This window comes from Kitasatospora sp. NPDC096204, assembly GCF_044763205.1.
Classification (GTDB): Bacteria; Actinomycetota; Actinomycetes; order Streptomycetales; family Streptomycetaceae; genus Kitasatospora.
The window spans coordinates 16,599-37,661 of record NZ_JBIWFT010000009.1 but is presented as its reverse complement, the minus strand read 5'-3'; the positions used below and the strand labels follow the sequence as shown (position 1 = coordinate 37,661).

15 protein-coding genes and 1 tRNA gene are annotated in these 21,063 nt (G+C 71.2%); 5 read left to right on the top strand and 11 right to left on the bottom strand.

Features of this window, described 5'->3' with window-relative positions:
- Positions 1-65: 65 nt before the first annotated feature.
- A tRNA-Leu gene (locus ACIQ87_RS12015) sits at positions 66-138 on the bottom strand.
- A gap of 100 nt (positions 139-238) precedes the next feature.
- Between ACIQ87_RS12015 and ACIQ87_RS12010 the strand changes: the two genes are divergently transcribed.
- Positions 239-895, top strand: a complete 657-nt coding sequence (locus ACIQ87_RS12010; RefSeq protein ID WP_402405204.1) for an ANTAR domain-containing response regulator — start codon at positions 239-241, stop codon at positions 893-895.
- Positions 896-954: 59 nt separating this feature from the next.
- On the opposite strand, the gene ACIQ87_RS12005 is transcribed toward ACIQ87_RS12010, so the two are convergent.
- From ACIQ87_RS12005 to ACIQ87_RS11980, 6 genes are all read right to left on the bottom strand, one after another.
- Positions 955-1,671, bottom strand: coding sequence for an ABC transporter ATP-binding protein (locus ACIQ87_RS12005; protein ID WP_392869202.1), 717 nt, complete (start codon positions 1,669-1,671; stop codon positions 955-957).
- The gene (locus ACIQ87_RS12000) at positions 1,668-2,507 is read right to left on the bottom strand and encodes an ABC transporter ATP-binding protein (protein WP_402405467.1); all 840 of its coding nucleotides are present in this window, start codon (positions 2,505-2,507) and stop codon (positions 1,668-1,670) included. Before ACIQ87_RS12000 ends, ACIQ87_RS12005 begins: the two co-directional genes overlap by 4 nt.
- A gap of 8 nt (positions 2,508-2,515) precedes the next feature.
- Entirely contained in the window at positions 2,516-4,447 is a 1,932-nt protein-coding gene (locus ACIQ87_RS11995; RefSeq protein ID WP_402405466.1) for a branched-chain amino acid ABC transporter permease, read from the bottom strand.
- A 5-nt stretch (positions 4,448-4,452) separates the two neighbouring features.
- Entirely contained in the window at positions 4,453-5,382 is a 930-nt protein-coding gene (locus ACIQ87_RS11990; RefSeq protein ID WP_359819021.1) for a branched-chain amino acid ABC transporter permease, read from the bottom strand.
- 213 nt (positions 5,383-5,595) lie between these two features.
- Positions 5,596-6,816, bottom strand: a complete 1,221-nt coding sequence (locus ACIQ87_RS11985) for a branched-chain amino acid ABC transporter substrate-binding protein (protein WP_402405202.1) — start codon at positions 6,814-6,816, stop codon at positions 5,596-5,598.
- Between the two features lie 607 nt (positions 6,817-7,423).
- Positions 7,424-7,912: a PaaI family thioesterase gene (locus ACIQ87_RS11980; RefSeq protein WP_402405200.1), complete on the bottom strand. Its 489-nt coding sequence runs from the start codon at positions 7,910-7,912 to the stop codon at positions 7,424-7,426.
- Positions 7,913-8,234: 322 nt separating this feature from the next.
- Between ACIQ87_RS11980 and polA the strand changes: the two genes are divergently transcribed.
- Positions 8,235-10,922 carry a DNA polymerase I gene (gene polA, locus ACIQ87_RS11975; protein ID WP_402405464.1) on the top strand — a complete coding sequence of 896 codons (2,688 nt, stop codon included), beginning with the start codon at positions 8,235-8,237 and terminating at the stop codon, positions 10,920-10,922.
- A 236-nt stretch (positions 10,923-11,158) separates the two neighbouring features.
- Here the strand turns inward: polA and ACIQ87_RS11970 are convergent, their stop codons facing one another.
- From ACIQ87_RS11970 to ACIQ87_RS11960, 3 genes are all read right to left on the bottom strand, one after another.
- On the bottom strand, positions 11,159-11,902 hold the full coding sequence (locus ACIQ87_RS11970; protein ID WP_402405198.1) for an alpha/beta hydrolase: 744 nt from the start codon (positions 11,900-11,902) through the stop codon (positions 11,159-11,161).
- 186 nt (positions 11,903-12,088) lie between these two features.
- The gene (hrpB, locus tag ACIQ87_RS11965) at positions 12,089-14,599 is read right to left on the bottom strand and encodes an ATP-dependent helicase HrpB (RefSeq protein ID WP_402405196.1); all 2,511 of its coding nucleotides are present in this window, start codon (positions 14,597-14,599) and stop codon (positions 12,089-12,091) included.
- 8 nt (positions 14,600-14,607) lie between these two features.
- Positions 14,608-15,486 (bottom strand): class I SAM-dependent methyltransferase, encoded by an 879-nt coding sequence (locus ACIQ87_RS11960; protein WP_402405194.1) that lies wholly within the window; start codon positions 15,484-15,486, stop codon positions 14,608-14,610.
- A 415-nt stretch (positions 15,487-15,901) separates the two neighbouring features.
- Between ACIQ87_RS11960 and rpsA the strand changes: the two genes are divergently transcribed.
- Entirely contained in the window at positions 15,902-17,392 is a 1,491-nt protein-coding gene (rpsA, locus tag ACIQ87_RS11955; RefSeq protein ID WP_030061640.1) for a 30S ribosomal protein S1, read from the top strand.
- 209 nt (positions 17,393-17,601) lie between these two features.
- Positions 17,602-19,860 carry an MMPL family transporter gene (locus ACIQ87_RS11950; RefSeq protein ID WP_402405192.1) on the top strand — a complete coding sequence of 753 codons (2,259 nt, stop codon included), beginning with the start codon at positions 17,602-17,604 and terminating at the stop codon, positions 19,858-19,860.
- On the opposite strand, the gene ACIQ87_RS11945 is transcribed toward ACIQ87_RS11950, so the two are convergent.
- Complete coding sequence (locus tag ACIQ87_RS11945) at positions 19,843-20,298, bottom strand: MarR family winged helix-turn-helix transcriptional regulator (RefSeq protein WP_402405190.1); 456 nt, start codon at positions 20,296-20,298, stop codon at positions 19,843-19,845. The genes ACIQ87_RS11950 and ACIQ87_RS11945 overlap by 18 nt on opposite strands.
- A gap of 61 nt (positions 20,299-20,359) precedes the next feature.
- On the opposite strand from ACIQ87_RS11945, the gene ACIQ87_RS11940 reads away from it, so the two are divergent.
- A complete protein-coding gene (locus ACIQ87_RS11940) occupies positions 20,360-21,004 on the top strand; it encodes an MBL fold metallo-hydrolase (RefSeq protein WP_402405188.1) in 645 nt (214 codons plus the stop codon).
- Positions 21,005-21,063: the final 59 nt, after the last annotated feature.

Below are 21,063 nucleotides of genomic sequence, written 5' to 3'. Positions count from 1 at the left end.
ATCCGCATTGATGAAGATCGCAAACGGTTAGGCTGGCCTAAGTGGCTTACGAATCGAAGGATAAGTGCCCCGAGTGGGATTCGAACCCACGCTGTATGGTGTTTGAGACCATCGCCTCTCCCGCTGGGCTACCGGGGCGCCCATGGATTCGAAGGTTGAACTTCGGACCCGCTGGTCTCAAACATACCGTGTCTGGGTACCCTCGTGCATGCAGTACCCCGCCGGAACTAGGAGCCCCGTGAGCACCGCCGACGAGCAGGCGCAGCCGCTTGAGACCGATACGCCCCAGATCACGCGGATTGTGATCGCCGAGGACGAGGCGCTGATCCGCCTCGACCTCAAGGAGATGCTCGAGGAGGAGGGGTACACCGTCGTCGGTGAGGCCGGCGACGGGGAGACGGCGGTGCGGCTCGTGGAGGAGCTGAAGCCGGACCTGGCGATCTTCGACGTGAAGATGCCGATCCTCGACGGGCTCTCGGCTGCCGAGCAGATCCACGAGAAGCACCTGGCGCCGGTGCTGATGCTGACGGCGTTCTCGCAGCGGGAGCTGGTGGACCGGGCGCGGGATGCCGGGGCGATGGCGTACATCGTCAAGCCGTTCTCGAAGTCGGACCTGGTGCCGGCGATCGAGATGGCGGTGTCCCGGTACGCGGAGATGCGGGCTCTGGAGAAGGAGATCGGGGATCTCAGCCAGCGGCTGGAGACGCGCAAGCTGGTGGACCGGGCGAAGGGCGTGCTGCAGACCAAGTTCGGGCTGAACGAGCCGGCGGCCTTCCGGTGGATCCAGAAGACGTCGATGGACCGTCGGATGACGATGGCGGCGGTGGCCGAGGCGGTCATCGAGGAGGGCGAGGCCCAGGACCGCAAGAAGGCGGAAGAGGGCAAGTCCGAGTAACGCGCGTGCGAAGGGCCCGGCAGAACGTTTCTGCCGGGCCCTTCGCGTACGCGGAGGGATCAGTCCTCGCCGAGGTAGGCCTTCCGCACGGACTCGTCGTGCAGGAGGTCGGCGCCCGTGCCGGAGAGGACGATGCGGCCGGTCTCCATGACGTAGCCGCGGTCGGAGAGGGAGAGGGCCGCCTGGGCGTTCTGCTCGACCAGGAGGATGGTCGTGCCGGACGACTTCAGTTCCACGATGGTGGACATGATCTTCTGCATCATCAGCGGGGAGAGTCCCATCGAGGGCTCGTCCAGCATGAGCAGCTTGGGCTGGGACATCAGCGCCCGCCCCATCGCGAGCATCTGCTGCTCGCCGCCGGAGAGCGTCCCGGCGGCCTGGCGGCGCCGTTCGCCGAGGATCGGGAACAGGCCGTAGGCCCGCTCGACGTCCGCGGCGATGCCGGCCGCGTCGGTGCGCAGGAAGGCGCCGAGGAGGAGGTTCTCCTCGATGGTCATCCGGGGGAAGATGTGCCGGCCCTCGGGGGAATGGGCGAGGCCGAGGGCGACGATCCGGTGGGCGGGGACGGTGGAGAGGTCCTGGCCGTCGAAGGTGATCCGTCCGGCGGTGGGCTTGAGCAGGCCGGACAGGGTGCGCAGGGTGGTGGTCTTGCCGGCGCCGTTGGTGCCGATGAGGGTGGTGACCTCGCCCTGCTCGACGGTGAAGCTGATGCCCTTGACGGCTTCGATCTTGCCGTAGGCGACGCGGAGGTCCTGGACCTCGAGAAGTGCGGTCACTGGTCGGACTCCGTAACGTTCTCCGGGGCAGCCGGGGCAGCCGGGGCAGCCGGGTCGGTGCCTTCGAGCGGGGCGCCCAGGTAGGCGGTGATGACGCGTTCGTCGTTCTGGACGGTCTCGCGGTCGCCCTCGACGATCTTCTGGCCCTGGACGAGTACGGCGGTGCGGTCGCAGAGGTTGAAGATGAACCGCATGTCGTGCTCGATGACGAGGACGGAGATCCCCTTGTCGCGGATCGCGAAGACGAGTTCCTCGGCGGCCCGGGTCTCCTGGGGGTTCATGCCGGCGGTGGGTTCGTCGAGGAGCAGCAGGCCGGGTTCGGAGGCGAGGGCGCGGGCGATCTCCAGTTTGCGCTGTTCGCCGTAGGGGAGGTTGCGGGCGAGGTGGTCGGCCTTCTCGGCGAGGCCGGTGAACTGCAGGAGTTCCATGGCCTTCGCGCGGCTCTCGGCCTCGGCGCGGTGGTAGCCGGGTCCGCGCAGGATGGCGGAGAAGATGCCTTCCTTGGTGCGGGTGTGCCGGCCGACCAGGACGTTCTCCAGGACGGTCATGTTGGCGAAGAGCCGGATGTTCTGGAAGGTGCGGGCGATGCCGGCCTGGGTGACCAGATGGGGCTTGGGCGGCAGCAGGGTGTCGCGGAAGCGGACGGCGCCCTCGGTGGGGACGTAGAGGCCGGTGAGGCAGTTGAAGAAGGTGGTCTTGCCGGCGCCGTTGGGGCCGATGAGACCGATGATCTCGCCTTCGCCGACGGTCAGGGAGACGTCGTTGACGGCGGTGAGGCCGCCGAAGCGCATGGTGACGCCGGTGACTTCGAGCAGGGGTGCGGCGGTGGTGGTCATCGGGTCGGTCACGCCCCTGCCTTGGTGAGTGCGGTCGGCTCGCCGGCGGTCTGGGCCGGGAGGGCGGTCTCGTGGAACTCCAGCTGGCGGCGCCGGTTGGGGATGAGGCCCTCGGGGCGGACCCGCATCAGGACGATGAGGGCGGCGCCGAAGGCGAGGAGCTGGTAGTCGGCGAGGAACTCGAGCTTCTTCGGGATGAGGAAGAGCAGGGTGGCGCCGGCCAGCGGGCCGCTGATGGTGCCCATGCCGCCGAGGATGACGGCGGCGAGCAGGAAGGCGGAGTTCGGCGGGAGGGCCTCGGCGAAGGTGTACTGGTCGGGGGTGACGGTGTAGCTGACGTGGGCCTGGACGGTGCCGGCCAGGCCGGCGAGCAGGGCGCCGAGGGCGAAGGCGAGCAGTTTGAGGCGGAAGCCGTTGATGCCCATGGCCTCGGCGGCGGTCTCGTCCTCGCGGATGGCGACCCAGGCGCGGCCGATGCGGGAGTTGCCGACGCGGGCGAAGACCAGCACGACGAGGGCGGTGACCAGCAGCATCAGCAGGTAGTAGTTGGAGAAGCGGCCGAGTTCGATGCCGGCGACGGTGTGCGGTTTGCCGAGGTCGAAGCCGAGGATCTCCAGGTCCGGGATGCGGGGGATGCCGTTGGAGCCGTTGGTGACCTTGGGGCCGGTGGTGCCGTTGAGGTTGAGCATGGTGATGCGGAAGATCTCGCCGAACCCGAGGGTGACGATGGCGAGGTAGTCGCCGCGCAGTCGCAGGGTGGGGGCGCCGATGAGGACGCCGAAGACCATGGAGACGACGGCGCCGGTGAGCATCGCGGCCCAGAACGGGAACTGGACGTGGATGGGCGAGGCGGGGGAGCCGGAGACCAGGGCGGCGGCGTAGGCGCCGACGCCGAGGAAGGCGACGTACCCGAGGTCGAGCAGTCCGGCCAGGCCGACGACGATGTTGAGGCCGAGGGCGACGGTGGCGAAGATCAGGATGTTGGTGGCGACGGAGGTGTACTGGTCGCTGGTCTGGGTGAACGGGAAGCTGGCGGCGGCGGCGAAGGCGGCGCCGGTGGTGACGGGGCGGTGCTTGACGGTCAGCGCGCGCAGCCGGGCGATCAGGCCGGACCTGGTGAGGGCGGGAACGGCGAGGGCGACGAACAGCAGGTAGCAGGTGAAGAGTTCGCCGTACTCGGTGTCGATGCCGAAGGTGATGGCGAACAGTCCGAGCCCGAAGGCGAGGACGATCAGCAGCACCTCGATCCAGGAGGGGAGGGCGCGCGGCGCGGCCAGGGGGCGCTCGGCCCGGCCGAGGCGCAGTCCGCTGTTGGCGAGGTGGCCGAGCTGGAGCAGCAGGACGACGCCGGCCGCGATGGCGAGGCCGCCGGTCAGGGCGGTGAGGACGGGGGCGACGGGCTGGTCCGTGGGGACGGCGTGGGCGCCGAACCAGGCGGCGGGGGCGATCGGGACGAGCAGGAAGAGGCGCTTGTCGAGGATCCGCAGCGGGACGGCGGTGCGGCGGTCGAGGGGCAGGCCGAGGGCGCCGAGGACGCCGATCAGGCCGCCCGCGGCGAGTACCCAGCCGCCGGGTTCGAGGTTGGCGAGGCCGCCGAGCTCGGCGGAGATGGCGGACACCGCGTAGACGGCGACGGCGAGGGCGCCGGTGGCGGCGTACAGGACGGCGTTGTTGCTGCGGGTGGGGGCGGCCCAGCGCAGGCCGGGGACGCCCTGGCAGGCGAGCAGAAGGACGAGGGTGAGGAGGCCGGCGGCGAGGGCGAGCCACTGGAGTCCGGCGGGGGAGCCGTAGTAGGTGAGGTCGCCGGGGAAGTCGGGGGTCCAGGTCCAGGACATGGCGGCGGAGGCCGTGGTGGCGAGGGCGCCGAGTCCGGTGGCGGCAGCGGCGGCGCGGGTGGGCAGCGGGATGACCGGGGTGGTTTCGGTGTGGGTGGTGGTCATGGTGGTCACGCCCTGTCCGCGACGCGCTCGCCGAGCAGGCCCTGGGGCCTGATCAGGAGTACGAGGATGAGGAGAACGAACGCCCAGACGTCCTTCCAGGCGCCGCCTCCGAAGAGGTGCATGCCGGGCAGGTGCTGGATGTAGCCGGTGGCGAGGGCTTCGGCGAGGCCGAGGGCGAGGCCGCCGAGCATGGCGCCGTAGATGTTGCCGATGCCGCCGAGGACGGCGGCGGTGAAGGCCTTGAGGCCGAGGATGAAGCCCATCCGGAAGTCGACCTGGCCGCTGCGCAGTCCGTAGGCGACGGCGGCGACGGCGGCGAACGCGGCGCCGATGGCGAAGGCCATGACGATGATGCGGTCGGTGTCGATGCCCATCAGCTTGGCGGTGTCCGGGTCCTGGCTGGTGGCCTGCATGGCGCGTCCGGAGCGGGTGCGGGTGACGAACCAGCCGAGGGCGAGCATGCACAGCGGGGCGGCGATGATCAGGAAGAGGTCGCTGCGCTGGATGGTGACGGAGCCGAGGCTGAAGGGGTCGCCGGGGAGCTTGGGGAAGACGCGGGCCTTCTTGGCGTCCGGGTAGAAGGAGAAGACGAGTTGCTGGAGGAAGATGGACAGCCCGATCGCGGTGATCAGCGGGGCGAGCCGGGGGGCGTTGCGCAGGGGGCGGTAGGCGAAGCGCTCGGCGGCGACGGCGGTGAGGGTGGAGACCAGGATGCCGGCGATCAGCATGAGCGGCAGGGCCAGCCACAGGGTGGTGCCGCCGGGGAGGGCGAGGTAGGCGGTCAGGGCGCCGAAGCCGCCGACCATGACGATCTCGCCGTGGGCGAAGTTGATGAGCTGGACGATGCCGTAGACCATCGTGTAGCCGATCGCGACGAGCCCGTAGAGGGCGCCGAGGATCAGGCCGTTGGCCAGCTGCTGCGGTAGGTCGTGCACCGCTGGGCCTCCGTAGTGCGTTCGGGGGTTGTCCGCGTGGGTGGTGGATGTGGGTGCGCGCGGGGGCACTGGTGGCGCCCCCGCGCGCGGTGGTGGTGAAGTGGCGCTGGCGGTGCGGGTGATGACGGTGCGTCAGGCTGCTCCGTCCCGTGTCGGCCCGAGTGGGCCGGTGTCCGGTCCGGGTGGGCCCGCGTCGGCCTGTGCGGGCCTGCGTCAGCCCTTGAAGGTGCCGGACTTCTCCACGGCCCACTTGCCGTCCTTGACGGTGTAGACGGTGAGCTGCTTGTTGGTGGTGTCGCCGAACTCGTCGAAGGAGACCTTGCCGGTGACGCCGTCGAAGGTGACGTTCTGGACGGCGTCGCGGACGGTCTCGCGGGTGAGGGTCTTGCCGGCGGCCTTCGCGGCCTTGACGCCCTGGATGATGGCCCAGGCGCTGTCGTAGGAGTAGCCGCCGTAGGTCTCGTAGGCGTCCTTGTAGCCGGCGGTCTTGTAGTCGGCGATGAACTTCTTGGCGGTGTCGAGGCTTTCGACGGGCAGGCCGACGGCGGTGGCGTAGTCGCCCTGGCTCTTGGGGTTGAGCTTGATGAAGTCGGCGCTCTGGATGCCGTCGCCGCCCATCAGCGGGATGGTGACGCCGGCCTCCTTGAGCTGGAGGGAGAGCGGGCCGGCCGCGGGGTACTCGCCGCCGTAGTAGACGGCTTCGGCGCCGGAGCTCTTGACCTTGGTGACGATGGCGGCGAAGTCGCGGTCGTCGGGGTTGACGTGCTCCTCGCCGACGAGGGTGCCGCCGAGCTTGGTGAACTCGCCCTTGAAGGTGCCGGCCAGGCCGGCACCGTAGGTCTTCTGGTCGTCGATGAGGAAGACCTTGGTCTTCTTGGCGTCGTTGTAGAGGAACTGGGCGGCGAACGGGCCCTGGACGGCGTCGGTGGTGGCGGTGCGGAAGTAGGACTTGAAGGGGCGCTTCTTCTCGCCGCTGGCCCACTTCTCGCCCTGGCTGAGGGCGACGCCGGTGTTGGCGGGGGAGACCTCGACCAGGTTCTTGTCGTCGAAGATCTGCTGCATCGACTGCGCCACACTGGAGTTGAGCGGGCCGACGACGCCGAGGACCTTGGAGTCACCGACCAGCTGGGTGGCGTTCTGCTGGCCGGGGGCGGGCTTGCCGGTGTCGTCCAGCGCCTTGATCTCGAACTTGACGCCGGGGACCTCGTTGGCCTCGTTGGCCTTCTTGATCGCGAGGTCGACGGAGTTGCGGATGCCGAGGCCGAGGGCGGAGAGGTCGCCGGTGAGCGGGGCGTCGACCCCGATCACGACGGTGGTGGAGGCGGAGTCGCCGCCGCCGTTGCCGCTGCTCTTCTCTCCGCGGGAGCCGCAGGCACTGAGGCTGAGGGCGCCGATCACGGCAATGCTCACGACAACTGCTGAACGATGACGCACGAGGGTCCCCTTCGGTTCGGGAGGCGCCCGCGCCGGAGTGGCGGGAGCCGGAGTGCGCGGAGGGCCTGGCCCAATCGAATGGCGCGGTGACTGGCCGTGACTCTAGATGCCGTTGGGCGGCTCGGGCAGTGCTGGGAGCAGGCTGTGATTCTCTTGTTATGAGCACACGGAGTATGTGTCTCACGATGTGGTCGTTCCGGCTCGATCGATCCCGCGATGGTGGGCGTTTACGCGCTGCTAGGGCGATGTAAGGCCCAGAAATGCGGGTTGCAGCTGGCAGCGTCGACTATCGGACGCTCGTGTCCGATGCCCTGCTTCCGACCTTGAGCGTCCGTATTACGGACAAGAAGGGCTCGGCCGAGTCGCTCCGGGGCGACTGAAAGCCCCGGAACCGGCAATTGATCGGATTTCCTACTTGTTACGCAGCGTTACAGGTGCGGGATCCGCGCCCACCGCGCCCGGACATGCGAACGCCCCCTTGTCCAGATCAACGCCTGCCCAGGCCGGCGGATGGTCAAACAAGGGGGCGGAAAAGGGACTTGATGTTGCCCGGAGTGAACTCGCCGACGTCGTACGGACGTTGTCGGGAGCTTTCGGGCGCGGCCGGTCAGAGGTCGCGCAGCATGCAGGTCAGTCGGCAGCTGGTGATCCGCCGGCCGGTGTCGTCGGTGATCGCGATCTCGTACGTGGCGGCGGTGCGGCCCTTGAACACGGCGGTCGCCACCCCGGTCACCAGCCCGGAGGTGGCCGAGCGGTGGTGGGTGGCGTTGAGGTCCACGCCGACCGCGTACCGGCCGGGGCCGGCGTGCAGCATCGCCCCGATCGAGCCCAGCGTCTCGGCCAGCGCCGCCGACGCGCCGCCGTGCAGCAGCCCGTACGGCTGCTGGTTGCCCTCCACTGGCATGGTGCCGACCACGCGGTCGGGGGAGGCCTCGACGATCCGGATGCCCATCTTCTCGCCGAGGTGGCCGCCGGAGAAGGTCTGCGGGCTCACGCCGAGCTTGGCGAAGTGGTCCAGCACGTCCTGCGGGACGTTCAGGACGGGCTCGGTGTCGGGGGCCGTGTCGGGGGCGGTGTCGGGGGCGGTGTCGGTCATGGGGTGCTCCTGTCGCTGGGGGATGTCGGGGCCGCTCGGGGAGTGCCGGGGTTGCTCGGGGGTGCCGGGTGTCGCCCGGGGGACGTCGGGGATGTTCGGGGATCGTCGGGGATGTTCGGGCGTGTGCCGCCTGTGATCGTACGACCGTCCTACTCGTAGGTAGCAGCTGCGGCCGGACCGGCGCGGCGCCCTTTTTGTCGGTGCCGGGCCATAGGATCGGTGGCCGGTAGTGGAATCGGCAGGAACGGACGTTGACGTGGCTACGCAGAGTACGGACAAGGGCGCGACGGGTGGCGGCGGGGCCGGCCCGCGGCCCCGGCTGATGCTGCTCGACGGGCACTCGATGGCCTACCGGGCCTTCTACGCCCTGCCCGTGGAGAACTTCAACACCTCCACCGGCCAGCCCACCAACGCGGTCTACGGCTTCGCCTCGATGCTCGCCAACACCGTCCGCGACGAACGGCCCACCCACCTCGCCGTCGCCTTCGACGTCTCCCGGCAGACCTTCCGCTCCGTCGAGTTCCCCGACTACAAGGCCAACCGCGCCAAGACCCCTGACGAGTTCCGCAGCCAGGTCGGCCTGATCGGCGAACTGCTCGACGCCATGAACATCCCCCGGCTGACGGTCGAGGGCTTCGAGGCCGACGACATCATCGCCACCCTGGCCACCGCCGCCGAGGCGGCCGGCTTCGACGTCGACATCGTCACCGGCGACCGCGACTCGCTGCAGCTGGTCACCGACCACGTCACCGTGCTCTACCCGACCAAGGGCGTCTCCGAACTCACCCGCTTCACCCCGGAGAAGGTCACCGAGAAGTACGGCGTCACCCCGCGCCAGTACCCGGACCTCGCCGCGCTGCGCGGGGACCCGTCCGACAACCTGCCCGGCATCCCCGGCGTCGGCGAGAAGACCGCCGCCAAGTGGGTCAACCAGTTCGGCTCCTTCGACGAACTCGTCACCCGCGCCGACGAGGTGAAGGGCAAGATCGGCGAGAAGCTGCGCGACCACCTCGACTCGGTCAAGCGCAACCGGGTGCTCACCGAGCTGGTCCGCGACGTCGAACTCCCGCTCGGCGTCGCCGAGCTGGACCGCAAGCCGTTCGACCGGGACGCCGTCGGCACCCTGATGGAGTCGCTGGAGTTCCGCAACGCCAACTTCCGCGACCGCGTCTACGGCATCGACCCGTCCGCCGGCGAGGACTCGGCGGAAGCCGAACTCGCCCCTGGCGTCGAGGTCGACGGCGAACTCCTCACCGACCCGGGCACCCTCGCCGCCTGGCTCGCCGAGCACGCCGCCGACGGCAAGACCACCGTCGCGCTCGCCGCCGTCTACCAGTGGGCGCTCGGCGCCGGCGAGGTCACCGAAGTCGCCCTCGCCACCGGGGAGACGGCCGCCTGGTTCGACCCGGCGCTGCTCGCCGAGGAGGACGAGCGGGCCTTCGCCGCCTGGCTCGCCGACGCCACCGCCCCCAAGGCCCTGCACATCGCCAAGCAGGTCATGCGCGCCTTCGCCGAGCGCGGCTGGACGATCGAGGGCGTCGTCGCCGACACCGCGCTCGCCGCCTACCTGGAGAAGCCCGGCCGCCGCACCTTCACCCTCGAGGTGCTCGCCGAGGAGTACCTGGCCCGCTCGCTCACCCCGGCCCCCGCCACCGAGAGCGGCCAACTCGCCTTCGACGCACCGGAGGAGGACCCGACGGCGCACGCCCAGTCGCTGATGCTCCAGGCCCGCGCCGTGCTCGACCTCGCCGCGCTCTTCGACACCCGCCTCGCCGAGGTCGGCGCCGCCGGGCTGATGCACGACATGGAACTGCCCATCGCCGCCCTGCTGGCCCGCATGGAGCGCTACGGCATCGCCGCCGACCGCGAGTGGCTCACCGGCCTGGAGGCCCAGTTCGCCGCCGAGATCCAGCGCGTGGTGGAGGAGGCGCACGCCGCCGCCGGGCACGAGTTCAACCTCGGCTCGCCCAAGCAGCTCCAGGAGATCCTCTTCGGCGAGCTCGCGCTCCCCAAGACCAAGAAGATCAAGACCGGCTACACCACCGACGCCGACGCGCTCACCTGGCTGGCCACCCAGACCGACAACGAGCTGCCGGTCATCCTGCTGCGCCACCGCGACCAGGCCAAGCTGCGCACCACCGTCGAGGGCCTGCTCAAGACCGTCTCGCCCAAGGGCCGGATCCACACCACCTTCAACCAGATGGTCGCCGCCACCGGCCGGCTCTCCTCGCAGGACCCGAACCTGCAGAACATCCCCGTCCGCACCGAGGAGGGACGGGCGATCCGCCGCGCCTTCGTCGTCGGCCAGGGCTACGAGTCGCTGCTCACCGCCGACTACTCGCAGATCGAACTGCGGATCATGGCGCACCTGTCCGAGGACGAGGCGCTGATCGAGGCCTTCGCCTCCGGCGAGGACCTCCACAACACCGTCGCCTCCCAGGTCTTCGAGGTGCCGCGCGCCGCGGTGGACGCCGAGATGCGCCGCAAGATCAAGGCGATGTCCTACGGCCTGGCGTACGGGCTGTCCGCGTACGGGCTCTCGCAGCAGCTCGGCATCAAGCCGGCCGAGGCCCAGGGCCTGATGGACACCTACTTCGAGCGCTTCGGCGGCGTGCGGGACTATCTGCGCCGGGTCGTCGACGAGGCCCGCGCCACCGGCTACACCGAGACCCTGCTCGGCCGCCGCCGCTACCTGCCCGACCTCAACAGTGACAACCGCCAGCGCCGTGAGATGGCCGAGCGGATGGCCCTCAACGCCCCGATCCAGGGCTCGGCCGCCGACATCGTCAAGATCGCCATGCTCCGGGTGGATGAGGCGCTGCGCGCCGCCGGCCTCACCTCCCGGATGCTGCTCCAGGTGCACGACGAAATCGTGCTGGAGCTGGCCCCCGGCGAGCGCGAGCAGGTCGAGGCCGTCGTCCGCGAGCAGATGGCGGGTGCCTACCCGCTGCGCGCCCCGCTGGACGTCTCCGTCGGCGTCGGCCCCAACTGGGAGGCCGCGGCGCACTGACGTTCCTCGGCCGGGCTCGGGCGCCACGGAGTGCCCGAGCCCAGCTTGAGGTCGATGTAGTCGACGATCGGGAACTCCCGGCCGGCGCCGAAGTCCACCGTTCGCCGGTGCAGCGGCCCGAACGCGTGGGCACCGTGGGCCCCTGCCAGTTTGGCAGGGGCCCACGGTGTAGAGCGCTGGGCTGGTCCTCGGTAGGCGGCGCCCTTACCGCCTGCCGCCGGCCTGACGGCCCGGACTCACTTCAGGTGCCGGGCGAAGAAGCGGGCCCCGGCGTCGACCTCGTACTGCGGGACGCCGGTGTGTCCGCCCATGTTGGCGTGCAGGGTCTTCTCCTTGGAGCCGAAGGCGTCGAACAGGTCCAGGGCTGCCTGCCGGGGGTTCCCCTCGTCGTCCCACTGCAGCAGGACCTGCAGCGGGATGGTGACCTGCCGGGCATCCTCGAAGATGGCGGCGGGCACGAGACTTCCGGCGAAGAGGCCGGCGGCCGCGATGCGCGGCTCGACCACCGCCAGCCGGACGCCGATGGAGATGATTCCCCCCTCGTACCCGACCGGGCCGGCGATCTCGGGCAGCGCGAGGAGGTCGTCGAGCGCTGCCTGCCATTCCGGGACGGACTTCTCAACCAGCGGGAGGATCAGGGCGTCGATGATCTCGCCGCTGACCGGCTCCCCCGCCTCCATGGCTCGGCGCAGGTCGGCGCGGGCCTGGTCGGCGGCGGCCCAGCGGGGACGGTCGCCGCTCCCGGGAAGTTCGATGGTGGCCGAGGCGAAGCCGTACTCCGCCGCGTAGTACCGGGCCCGACCCGCCAGCCGGGGGTACATCTTGCCCAGTCCGAGCGGCGGGGGACAGATCAGGATCAGCGGTACCGGCGCGGACGCGGAGGCGGACGCGGGCGTCCACAGGATGCCGGGGATCTCGCCGAGAGTGAACTCGCGCTCGACGACACCGTCGTCGAAACGCTGCTCAGAAGTGAAGTGCATGGTCGTGCCTTTCGGGAGTGCTCAGAGATGGCGCTCCCGGACGACGACCTATCGCCCGACCGTGACCCCGGAGGGGAGCACCCATGTCGATACTGCGTTCACGGGTACCACCTCCTTGTTCTCTCACACGGCCTCCGGAAAGGTAGCAGCGGTTGCCGTGGTCCGCCAAGCGGGTTGTCGCGCCGGCTACTTCCGGGCGTTGGTGCGGCGGGTGGGTTCCGCCGTGGTCGGGTCTTCGGGCCAGGGGTGGCGGGGGTAGCGGCCCCTGAGATCCGCTCGGACGGCTCGGTAGCCCTCGCGCCAGAAGGACTCCAGATCACCGGTGACGGCGGCGGGGCGGCCGGCGGGGGAGAGCAGGTGGATGGTCAGCGGGACGCGTCCTCCGGCCAGCGCCGGGGCAGCTTTCCAGCCGAAGAGTTCCTGCAACTTGACGGCCAGCACCGGGCGTTCGGTGGTGTAGTCGACGCGTATCTTCGAGCCGGACGGCACGGTGATGCGCTCGGGGGCGAGTTCGTCCAGGCGGCCCGCCTCGCCGGTGGCCCACGGCAGCAGGCGCTGGAGGGCGGACGTCGTGTCGATCCTGGCGAGGTCGGATCGGCGGCGGGCGCGGGAGAGTTCGGGTTCCAGCCACTCGTCGGCGCGTTCGAGAAGGGCGGAATCAGAGACGTCGGGCCAGGGTTCCCCGATGGCGGTGTGGAGGAAGGCCAGGCGCTCGCGGAGGTTGGACGGGAACGTGAGGAGCGTGCTGACGCCCTCGCGGGCCAGGCCTTCGAGGAGGGCGGCGCGGACAAGCGAAGGGTCAGGGCGGTTGAGGGGCTTCTCGGCGAGTTCGATGGCGCCCAGTGACTCGACCCGGCGGGAGACGACCTCGCCTCGCCGGCTGTCCCAGTGGACCTCCTCGCGTGCGGTGACCAGCGCCGCTCCGGCGGCCAGCGCGGTGTCCTCGTCCAGTGCCGCAGCGTGCAGCACCCGTGCGGAGTGCGAGCCGGCCGGGCGGTCGGCGACCGCGACGGCGAGCCAGGGCAGCGCGCCGAGTGCCGTGCCCGGGGCGAGTTCGGCGGCGGTCCCGCTCGCCATCAGGTACGGGCTGCGCTCGCCCGGCGCGGGCCGCTCGACCCGGGCGCGGGCGATCCGCTCGGGGAAGGCGAGGGCGACGACCAGCCCGGCGGCCGTCGAGTCGGGCAGGTCGGTGGCGGGCTCGTCGGAGGTGGCGCGCAGCAGGCGGCGGACTTCGTCGCGCCAGCGGCCCGCGTAGGGATCCCGGGAGGAGCGGACAGCCCGCCACACCGCGCCGAGGTCGTCCCCCAGGGCCCGCGGCGGTTCCTCCGACAGCAACGCGACCACTTCGGCCGCCCGCCGAGCCCCGACCGCCGCCGCCCCGTCGACCAGGGCGCGGCCCAGCCGGGGGTGCAGCCCCGTGCGGGCGAGGCGCATGCCGCGCTTCGTCGCCCGCCCGTCGGAGGAGACCGCGCCCAGTGCCTGGAGGGTCTGCCGGGCGGCGGCCATCGCCCCCGCCGGGGGCGCGTCGGGCAGGGCGAGGCCGGTGGCGTCCGGGTCTCCCCAGCAGGCGGCCTGGAGAGCGAACGACGTGAGGTCCGCGAGCGCGATCTCCGGGGTGGGGAAGCGCGCCGCGAGGGCGTCCTCGGCCTCGTTCCAGCAGCGGTACACGGTGCCGGGCGCCTCGCGCCCCGCACGGCCGGCCCGCTGGCGCGCGGCGGCGAGGGAGGCCCGGACGGTGACGAGCCCGGCGAGGCCGCGGGCGTGGTCGGTGCGCGGCTCGCGGGCGAGCCCGGCGTCCACGACGACCCGTACGCCGGGCACGGTGAGCGAGGACTCGGCGACGGCGGTGGCCAGCACGACCCGGCGGCTCTCCCCACGGGAGAGGGCCGCGTCCTGGACGGTCTGCGGGGCGCGGCCGTGGAGTTGCAGGACGTCGAGGCCCACGCCGCCCAGTGCCCCGGCCACCCGGGCGATCTCGCCGACGCCGGGCAGGAAGCAGAGCACGTCCCCGTCCTGCTCGGCGAGGGCCCGCCGCACCACCGAGGCGACGTGGTCGAGCAGCGCCGGGTCGACCCGGGTGCCGTGGGCGGGCCGGACGGCGCGCGGTGGCGGTGCCCAGAGCACAGAGACCGGGTGGGAGACGCCGTGCGCCTCCACCACGGGTGCGCCGCCGAGGAGTTCGGCCCAGGCCTGGGTGTCGGAGGTGGCCGAGGCGCAGACCAGCCGGAGTTCGGGCCGCAGCGCCGCCCGGACGTCGAGCAGGAAGGCGAGCGCGGTGTCGGCGTCCAGGTGCCGTTCGTGGCACTCGTCCAGCACGACCACGTCCACGCCGGGGAGTTCCTGGTCGCGCTGGAGCCGCTGCAGCAGCACTCCGGTGGTGACCACCTCGACGACCGTCTCCGGCCCGACCCGGCGGTCGCCGCGCACGGTGTACCCGACCCGGCCGCCGACGGTCTCGCCGAGCAGCCAGGCCATCCGCCGGGCGGCGGCCCGTACGGCGAGCCGGCGCGGTTCGGCGACCAGTACCCGCCGTACCGGGCCCTCGGAGGAGAGCAGCCCCGCCAGGGCGAGCGGCACCAGTGTCGTCTTGCCGGTGCCGGGCGGTGCGGCGAGGACGGCGGTGCCGTGCTCGTCCAGCGCGCCGAGCAGGGCGGGCAGGGCGGTGCGGACGGGCAGGTCGCGCCAGGCCGGGTTCATCAGGGCACTCAGCCCCGCTCGGTGACGAAGATCGCCGTGCCGGGGATCAGCCGCCCGCGCAGCGGGGACCAGCCGCCCCACTCCTGCTCCAGGCCGGCCGGCCACTCGGGCTCGACCAGGTCCACCAGGCGGAAGCCGGCGGTGACGAGTTCGCGGACCCGGTCGCCGATGGTGCGGTGGTGCTCGACGTAGGTGGCGCGGCCCTGCTCGTCCTGTTCGACGTACGGGGTGCGGTCGAAATAGGAGGACATCGCGGTGAGGCCCTCGACGCCCGGCTCGTCGGGGAAGGCCCAGCGGATCGGGTGGGTCACCGAGAACACCCAGCGCCCGCCGGGCCGCAGCACCCGGTGCACCTCGCGCATCAGGGCGGCGGTGTCGGCGCTGAACGGGACGGCGCCGTAGGCGGAGCAGACGAGGTCGAAGGACGCGTCGGCGAAGGGCAGCACGGCGGCGTCGGCCTGGACGACCGCGACGGGTGTGGTGCCGCGGCCGAGGTCGATCCGGCGGGAGTGCTGGAGCTGGCGGTAGGAGATGTCGAGGGCGACCGGTCGGGCTCCCTGGGCGGCCAGCCAGCGGGAGCACTGGGCGGCGCCGGCGCCGATCTCCAGGACGTCCCGGCCGGCCACCTCGCCGAGCAGGTGGGCGTCGGCCTCGTCCAGGCCCTCGGGGCACCAGGTGAAGCGGTCGTCGCCGAGGAACTCGCCGTGCTCGTCCTGGTACTCGTCGGCGTTGCGGTCCCACCAGTGCCGGCTGGCCCGGCTGCTCTCCCCGGTGCCGGCCTCCCGGCGGGTGGCCTCGTCGCCGTCCTCCTCCTCGACCCGAGCGGGGGAGGCGTCAAGATCGTGCAGGTCTGACTGGGGGGTGGTGGCCACGGTGACAATGCCCATCGCGTAGGGTATGGAAATGCGGAAGCGCCGCTGCCGCGAACCGGCCCGTGAGGGTCCGGATCCTGGCGGTGGCATCCGGGGACAGGGCCCCTTCGGGCGCCGCCGCGAGGCGCGCATTCGGAGGATATGGCCTGATCCGTACCGGGCTCCACCGTCTTGCCGTCCTTCGGCATTGACCGTGCCTGGCCGTCCCCGTATGCTACAAGTTGCGCTGCGGGCCTGCGCGCCTCGGACGGAGCAGGTCGCGCTCGCATCTGTCGAAGACCCCACGGTCGCAAGACGGACGCCGGTTTCTCGTTGTACGGGAGCCCCGGTGTGCCGTGTTCTTGGCTGTCCGGCTTTCGGTGGGAGCGATACAGGCCCTCCGCGTGGCATTACCTACGACTTTCATGTCCGTACCGGAGCCCTTTTCCTAATGACGAGCCCCACCGACTCCTCCCTCAGCACCACCCCGCAGGTCGCGGTCAACGACATCGGCGACGCGGAGGCGTTCCTCGCCGCGATCGACGAGACCATCAAGTACTTCAACGATGGCGACATCGTCGAGGGCGTCATCGTGAAGGTCGACCGTGACGAGGTCCTCCTCGACATCGGTTACAAGACCGAGGGCGTCATCCCGTCCCGCGAGCTCTCGATCAAGCACGACGTTGACCCGCACGAGGTCGTCGCCGTCGGTGACAACATCGAGGCCCTGGTTCTCCAGAAGGAGGACAAGGAGGGTCGTCTCATCCTGTCCAAGAAGCGCGCTCAGTACGAGCGTGCCTGGGGCACGATCGAGAAGATCAAGGAAGAGGACGGCATCGTCACCGGTACCGTCATCGAGGTCGTCAAGGGTGGTCTCATCCTCGACATCGGCCTCCGTGGCTTCCTCCCGGCCTCGCTCGTCGAGATGCGTCGTGTCCGTGACCTCCAGCCCTACGTGGGCAAGGAGCTCGAGGCCAAGATCATCGAGCTGGACAAGAACCGCAACAACGTGGTCCTGTCCCGCCGTGCCTGGCTGGAGCAGACCCAGAGCGAGGTCCGCCAGACCTTCCTCACCACCCTGCAGAAGGGCCAGGTGCGCTCCGGCGTCGTCTCCTCGATCGTCAACTTCGGTGCCTTCGTGGACCTGGGTGGCGTCGACGGCCTGGTTCACGTCTCCGAGCTGTCCTGGAAGCACATCGACCACCCGTCCGAGGTTGTCGAGGTCGGCCAGGAGGTCACCGTCGAGGTTCTCGACGTTGACATGGACCGCGAGCGCGTCTCCCTGTCGCTGAAGGCGACCCAGGAGGACCCGTGGCAGCAGTTCGCCCGTACCCACCAGATCGGCCAGGTCGTTCCGGGTAAGGTCACCAAGCTGGTTCCGTTCGGTGCGTTCGTCCGCGTGGACGAGGGCATCGAGGGTCTGGTCCACATCTCCGAGCTGGCCGAGCGCCACGTCGAGATCCCGGAGCAGGTCGTCCAGGTCGGCGACGAGATCTTCGTCAAGGTCATCGACATCGACCTCGAGCGTCGTCGCATCAGCCTGTCGCTCAAGCAGGCCAACGAGGCCCTGGGTGCCAACCCGGCCGAGGTCGAGTTCGACCCGACCCTGTACGGCATGGCCGCCTCGTACGACGACCAGGGCAACTACATCTACCCGGAGGGCTTCGACCCCGAGGCGAACGACTGGCTGCCCGGCTTCGAGAAGCAGCGCGAGGAGTGGGAGCGCCAGTACGCCGAGGCGCAGGCCCGCTTCGAGCAGCACCAGGCCCAGGTCATCAAGAGCCGCGAGGCCGACGCCCAGGCTGCCGAGGAGGGTGGCGACGCCGTCGCCGCTGCCGCCGGTGGCTCCTACTCGTCCAGCAGCGACGAGGGCTCGGGCGCCCTGGCCTCCGACGAGGCCCTGGCCGCCCTGCGCGAGAAGCTGGCCGGTGGCCAGAGCTGAGGCTCTCGCTTCCCGCTAGCCGATAGCTAGACGGTGGGCCCCACCCGGAATTTCCGGGTGGGGCCCATTTCGTTTTTCGCGATGACTTATATTGATTTGACTTATGTGAAGCTGATGTGAAGAAAAGTGTGAGATGAGGCTCATTGCCCGTCTATAGGCCTTGGTTCGGGTTCCACCTAGATTGAGGGGAGCTGCCCGAAAGGCTTCTCATGCGCAATACCTCCTCCGTCGCCTCCACTGCCGTGGTCGGCGGCCGGCTCGCGGCCATCGGCCGGTTCTGCTTCCGTCACCGTCGCTGGGTACTCGGCCTGTGGGCCGTCGTCCTGGTGGTCGGCGTCCTGATCGGGGGCCGGGTCTTCGAGGGCTCGGTGGCCGGGGCGTCCTCCGCCAGTGCCGAGGCCGACCGGGGGAGCGCGGTGGTCGCCGCGGCCGACCCGGCCAAGGGCACCGTGACCGCCGTGGTGGACGGCAGGCCGGTGGGCGATCCGGCGGTGAAGGCCGCCGTGGAGCGGGCCACCGCCGAGATCGCCGCCCTGCCCGGGGTCTCCTCCTCGCTCGACGCGTACGGCACCGGCCCGGAGGCGGCCGCGCTGAGCTCCGCCGACGGGACGGCGAGCCTGGTCACCGTACGGATGGCCGACACCGCGAGCACCGCCCAGACCGACGCCGTCACCGCGCGGCTGGCCGCGCTGGACGGAGTGGGCGGCGCCCACGTCACGGTCGGCGGGGACCTGGTGCTCCAGCAGGAGGTCAAGCAGCAGACCGAGAAGGACACCCGGTTCGGTGAGCTGGTGACGCTGCCGCTCACGCTGATCGTCATGGTGCTGGTCTTCGGCGGGCTGGCGGCGGCCTCGCTGCCGGTGATCGGGGCGGTCGCCTCGGTGGGCGGCGCGCTGCTGGCCATGTTCGGTTTCAGCCGGATCATGGACATCGACACCAGCGTGCTGCCGATCGCCACGGTGCTGGGGCTCGGCCTCTCGATCGACTACGCGCTGCTCATGGTGAATCGTTTCCGCGAGGAACGCGGCCACGGCGCGGGCATCGCCGCCGCCGTGGAGCGGACCGCGGCGACTGCCGGACGCACCGTGGCCTTCTCCGGGCTGACCGTGGCCGTCGCGCTCTCCGGCCTGTTCGTCTTCACCAGCCCGGTGCTCGGCGCGGTCGCGGCGGCCGGAGTGAGCGTGGTGGTGATCGCCGTCGCCGCGGCGCTCACCCTGATCCCCGCGCTGCTCGGCTTCGCCGGCGCGCGGATCAAGACGCCCACCGCGCCCGTCGCGGACGAGGGGTTCTTCAGTCGGACCGTGCGCCGGGTGCGCAAGCGGGCGGTGGCGGTCACGCTCGCCTCCGTCGCGCTGCTGATGGCGGCCGGGGTGCCGTTCCTCCATGCCGACATGCGCAACTCCGGCGCCGCGGTGCTGCCCGCCTCCTCGGCCGGGCGGCAGGTCGCCGAGACGATCGACCAGCGCTTCCCGCAGGTCTCGGCCGCGCCGATCACGGTGGTGGTCGAGGGCGGGGCGTCGGTGGCCCAGGCGTACGCGGACGACGTGATCGCCAAGCTGCCCGGGGTGAGCGGGGTGCGAGCGGTGTCGCCGGTGGGCGACACGGTCTCCACGATCGACGTGCTGGTGCACGGGGACCCCCAGGGCGCACAGGCCAAGCAGGTGGTGGAGGAGCTGCGGGCCGACCGCGGCGGGCTGACCACCTACGTCACCGGCGGCGCGGCCTCGGTGGTGGACTTCCAGGACGAGCTGCTCTCACGCGGGCCGTGGGCGCTGGGCCTGGTGGCGGTCGGCACCCTGGTGCTGCTGTTCCTGATGACGGGATCGGTGGTGATGCCGGTCAAGGCGCTGCTGATGAACCTGCTCTCGCTGGGTGCCTCGCTCGGCGCGCTCACCCTGGTGTTCCAGGACGGCTGGTTCAGCGGGCTGCTCGGGTTCAGCCCGACCGGCGGGCTGGAGACCTTCATCCCGGTGCTGGTCTTCGCCTTCGCCTTCGGGCTGTCGATGGACTACGAGGTGTTCCTGCTCTCCCGGATCAGGGAGCTGACCCTGCGCGGGCACGACTGCGTCCGGGCGGTGGAGCTGGGCGTGCAGCGCAGCGGTCGGATCATCACCTCGGCGGCGCTGCTGATGGTGATCGTCTTCGCCGGGTTCGCGCTCGGGGACATGCTGATGGTCAAGCAGATGGGCATCGCGCTGGCCGTCGCCGTCGCGGTGGACGCCACCCTGGTGCGCTGCCTGCTGGTGCCCGCCGCGATGAGCCTGTTCGGCGAGTTCAACTGGTGGGCGCCCGCTCCGCTGCGGCGACTGCACCGGCGGTTCGGGCTGAGCGAGCACGTCGACCTGCCGGAGATCCGGCCGGCGGCTGCGGTCCCGGCGCCGCGACCGGTGACGGAGCCGGTGGGAGAAGGCCCGGTGGGAGAAGGCCCGGCGGGCAAGGACCTGGTGGGCTCAGCCCAGTCGGCGTAGCAGGTCGACCGCCGCGCGCAGCCGGTGCTGCTCCTCGGGGGTGAGCCGCGCCTCGATGGCGGTGGCGATCCGGTGCTCGCGGCGGGCGCGCTGGTCGAACAGGGCGGTGCGGCCGGCCTCGGTGGCGGTGATCAGCAGCTTGCGGCCGTCGGTGGGGTGGGGCTGCTGGGTGACCAGTCCGGCCTCGGTCATCAGCGCGACGGTGCGGGCCATCGACTGGTGGCGGACCCGCTGGAGCGCGGCGAGCTCGGCGACCGTGCAGGTGCGCCCGTCGCGGACCAGCAGGCCGAGGACGCCGGCCTGGTTCTGCGGCAGCTCGTCGCCGTCGCGCAGGGAGCGGACCAGGCTGCCGAGAGCGGCGCGCAGATCGGCGGCGAGTTCCAGGGCGTCCGGGTGCGGGTGCGGGTGCGGGTGCGGGTGCGGGGCTTCGCTGCTCATGGGATGAGTCTACCGGGAATATCTACAGCATCGCTGTACAGCTTTGCTGTATGGTTCCCGCATGCGAATCACCAAGTTCGGACATGCCTGCGTACGCGTCGAGCACGGCGACACCACCGTCGTCGTCGATCCCGGGGCGTTCACCGACTCCGCCGCCGCGCTGGCCGGCGCGGACGCCGTCCTGATCACCCACGAGCACATGGACCACTTCGAGGAGCCCGGGCTGCGCGCCGCGCTGGAGGCCGACCCGGCGCTGCGGGTGTGGACCAACCGGGCCGTCGCCGCACAGCTGGACGGCGTGGCGCGGCGGGTCACCGTGGTCGGCGAGGGCGACGCCTTCGAGATCGGCGGGCTCGGCGTCTCGGTGCACGGCGAGTGGCACGCGGTGATCCACCCGGACATCCCGCGGGTGCACAACATCGGCTTCCTCTTCGACGGCCGGCTGTTCCACCCCGGCGACGCGTTCACCGTGCCGCCGCACGCCGTGGAGACGCTGCTGCTGCCGCTCGCGGCGCCGTGGAGCAAGGCCTCCGAGGTGATCGACTACGTCAGGGAGGCCGGCCCGCGCCGGGCGGTGCCGGTGCACGAGGCGGTGCTCAGCCCGATCGGGTTCGCCGTGCAGACCCGGCTGGTCGGGCCGCAGGGGCCGGGGACGGGGGCGGAGCTGACGGTGCTGGGGGAGGGCGAGAGCCTGGAGCTGGACTGAGGGGGCTCCGGGGGTGGCCCGTGCTGACGGGCCCGGCACCGCGCCGGTAGCCTGACGCC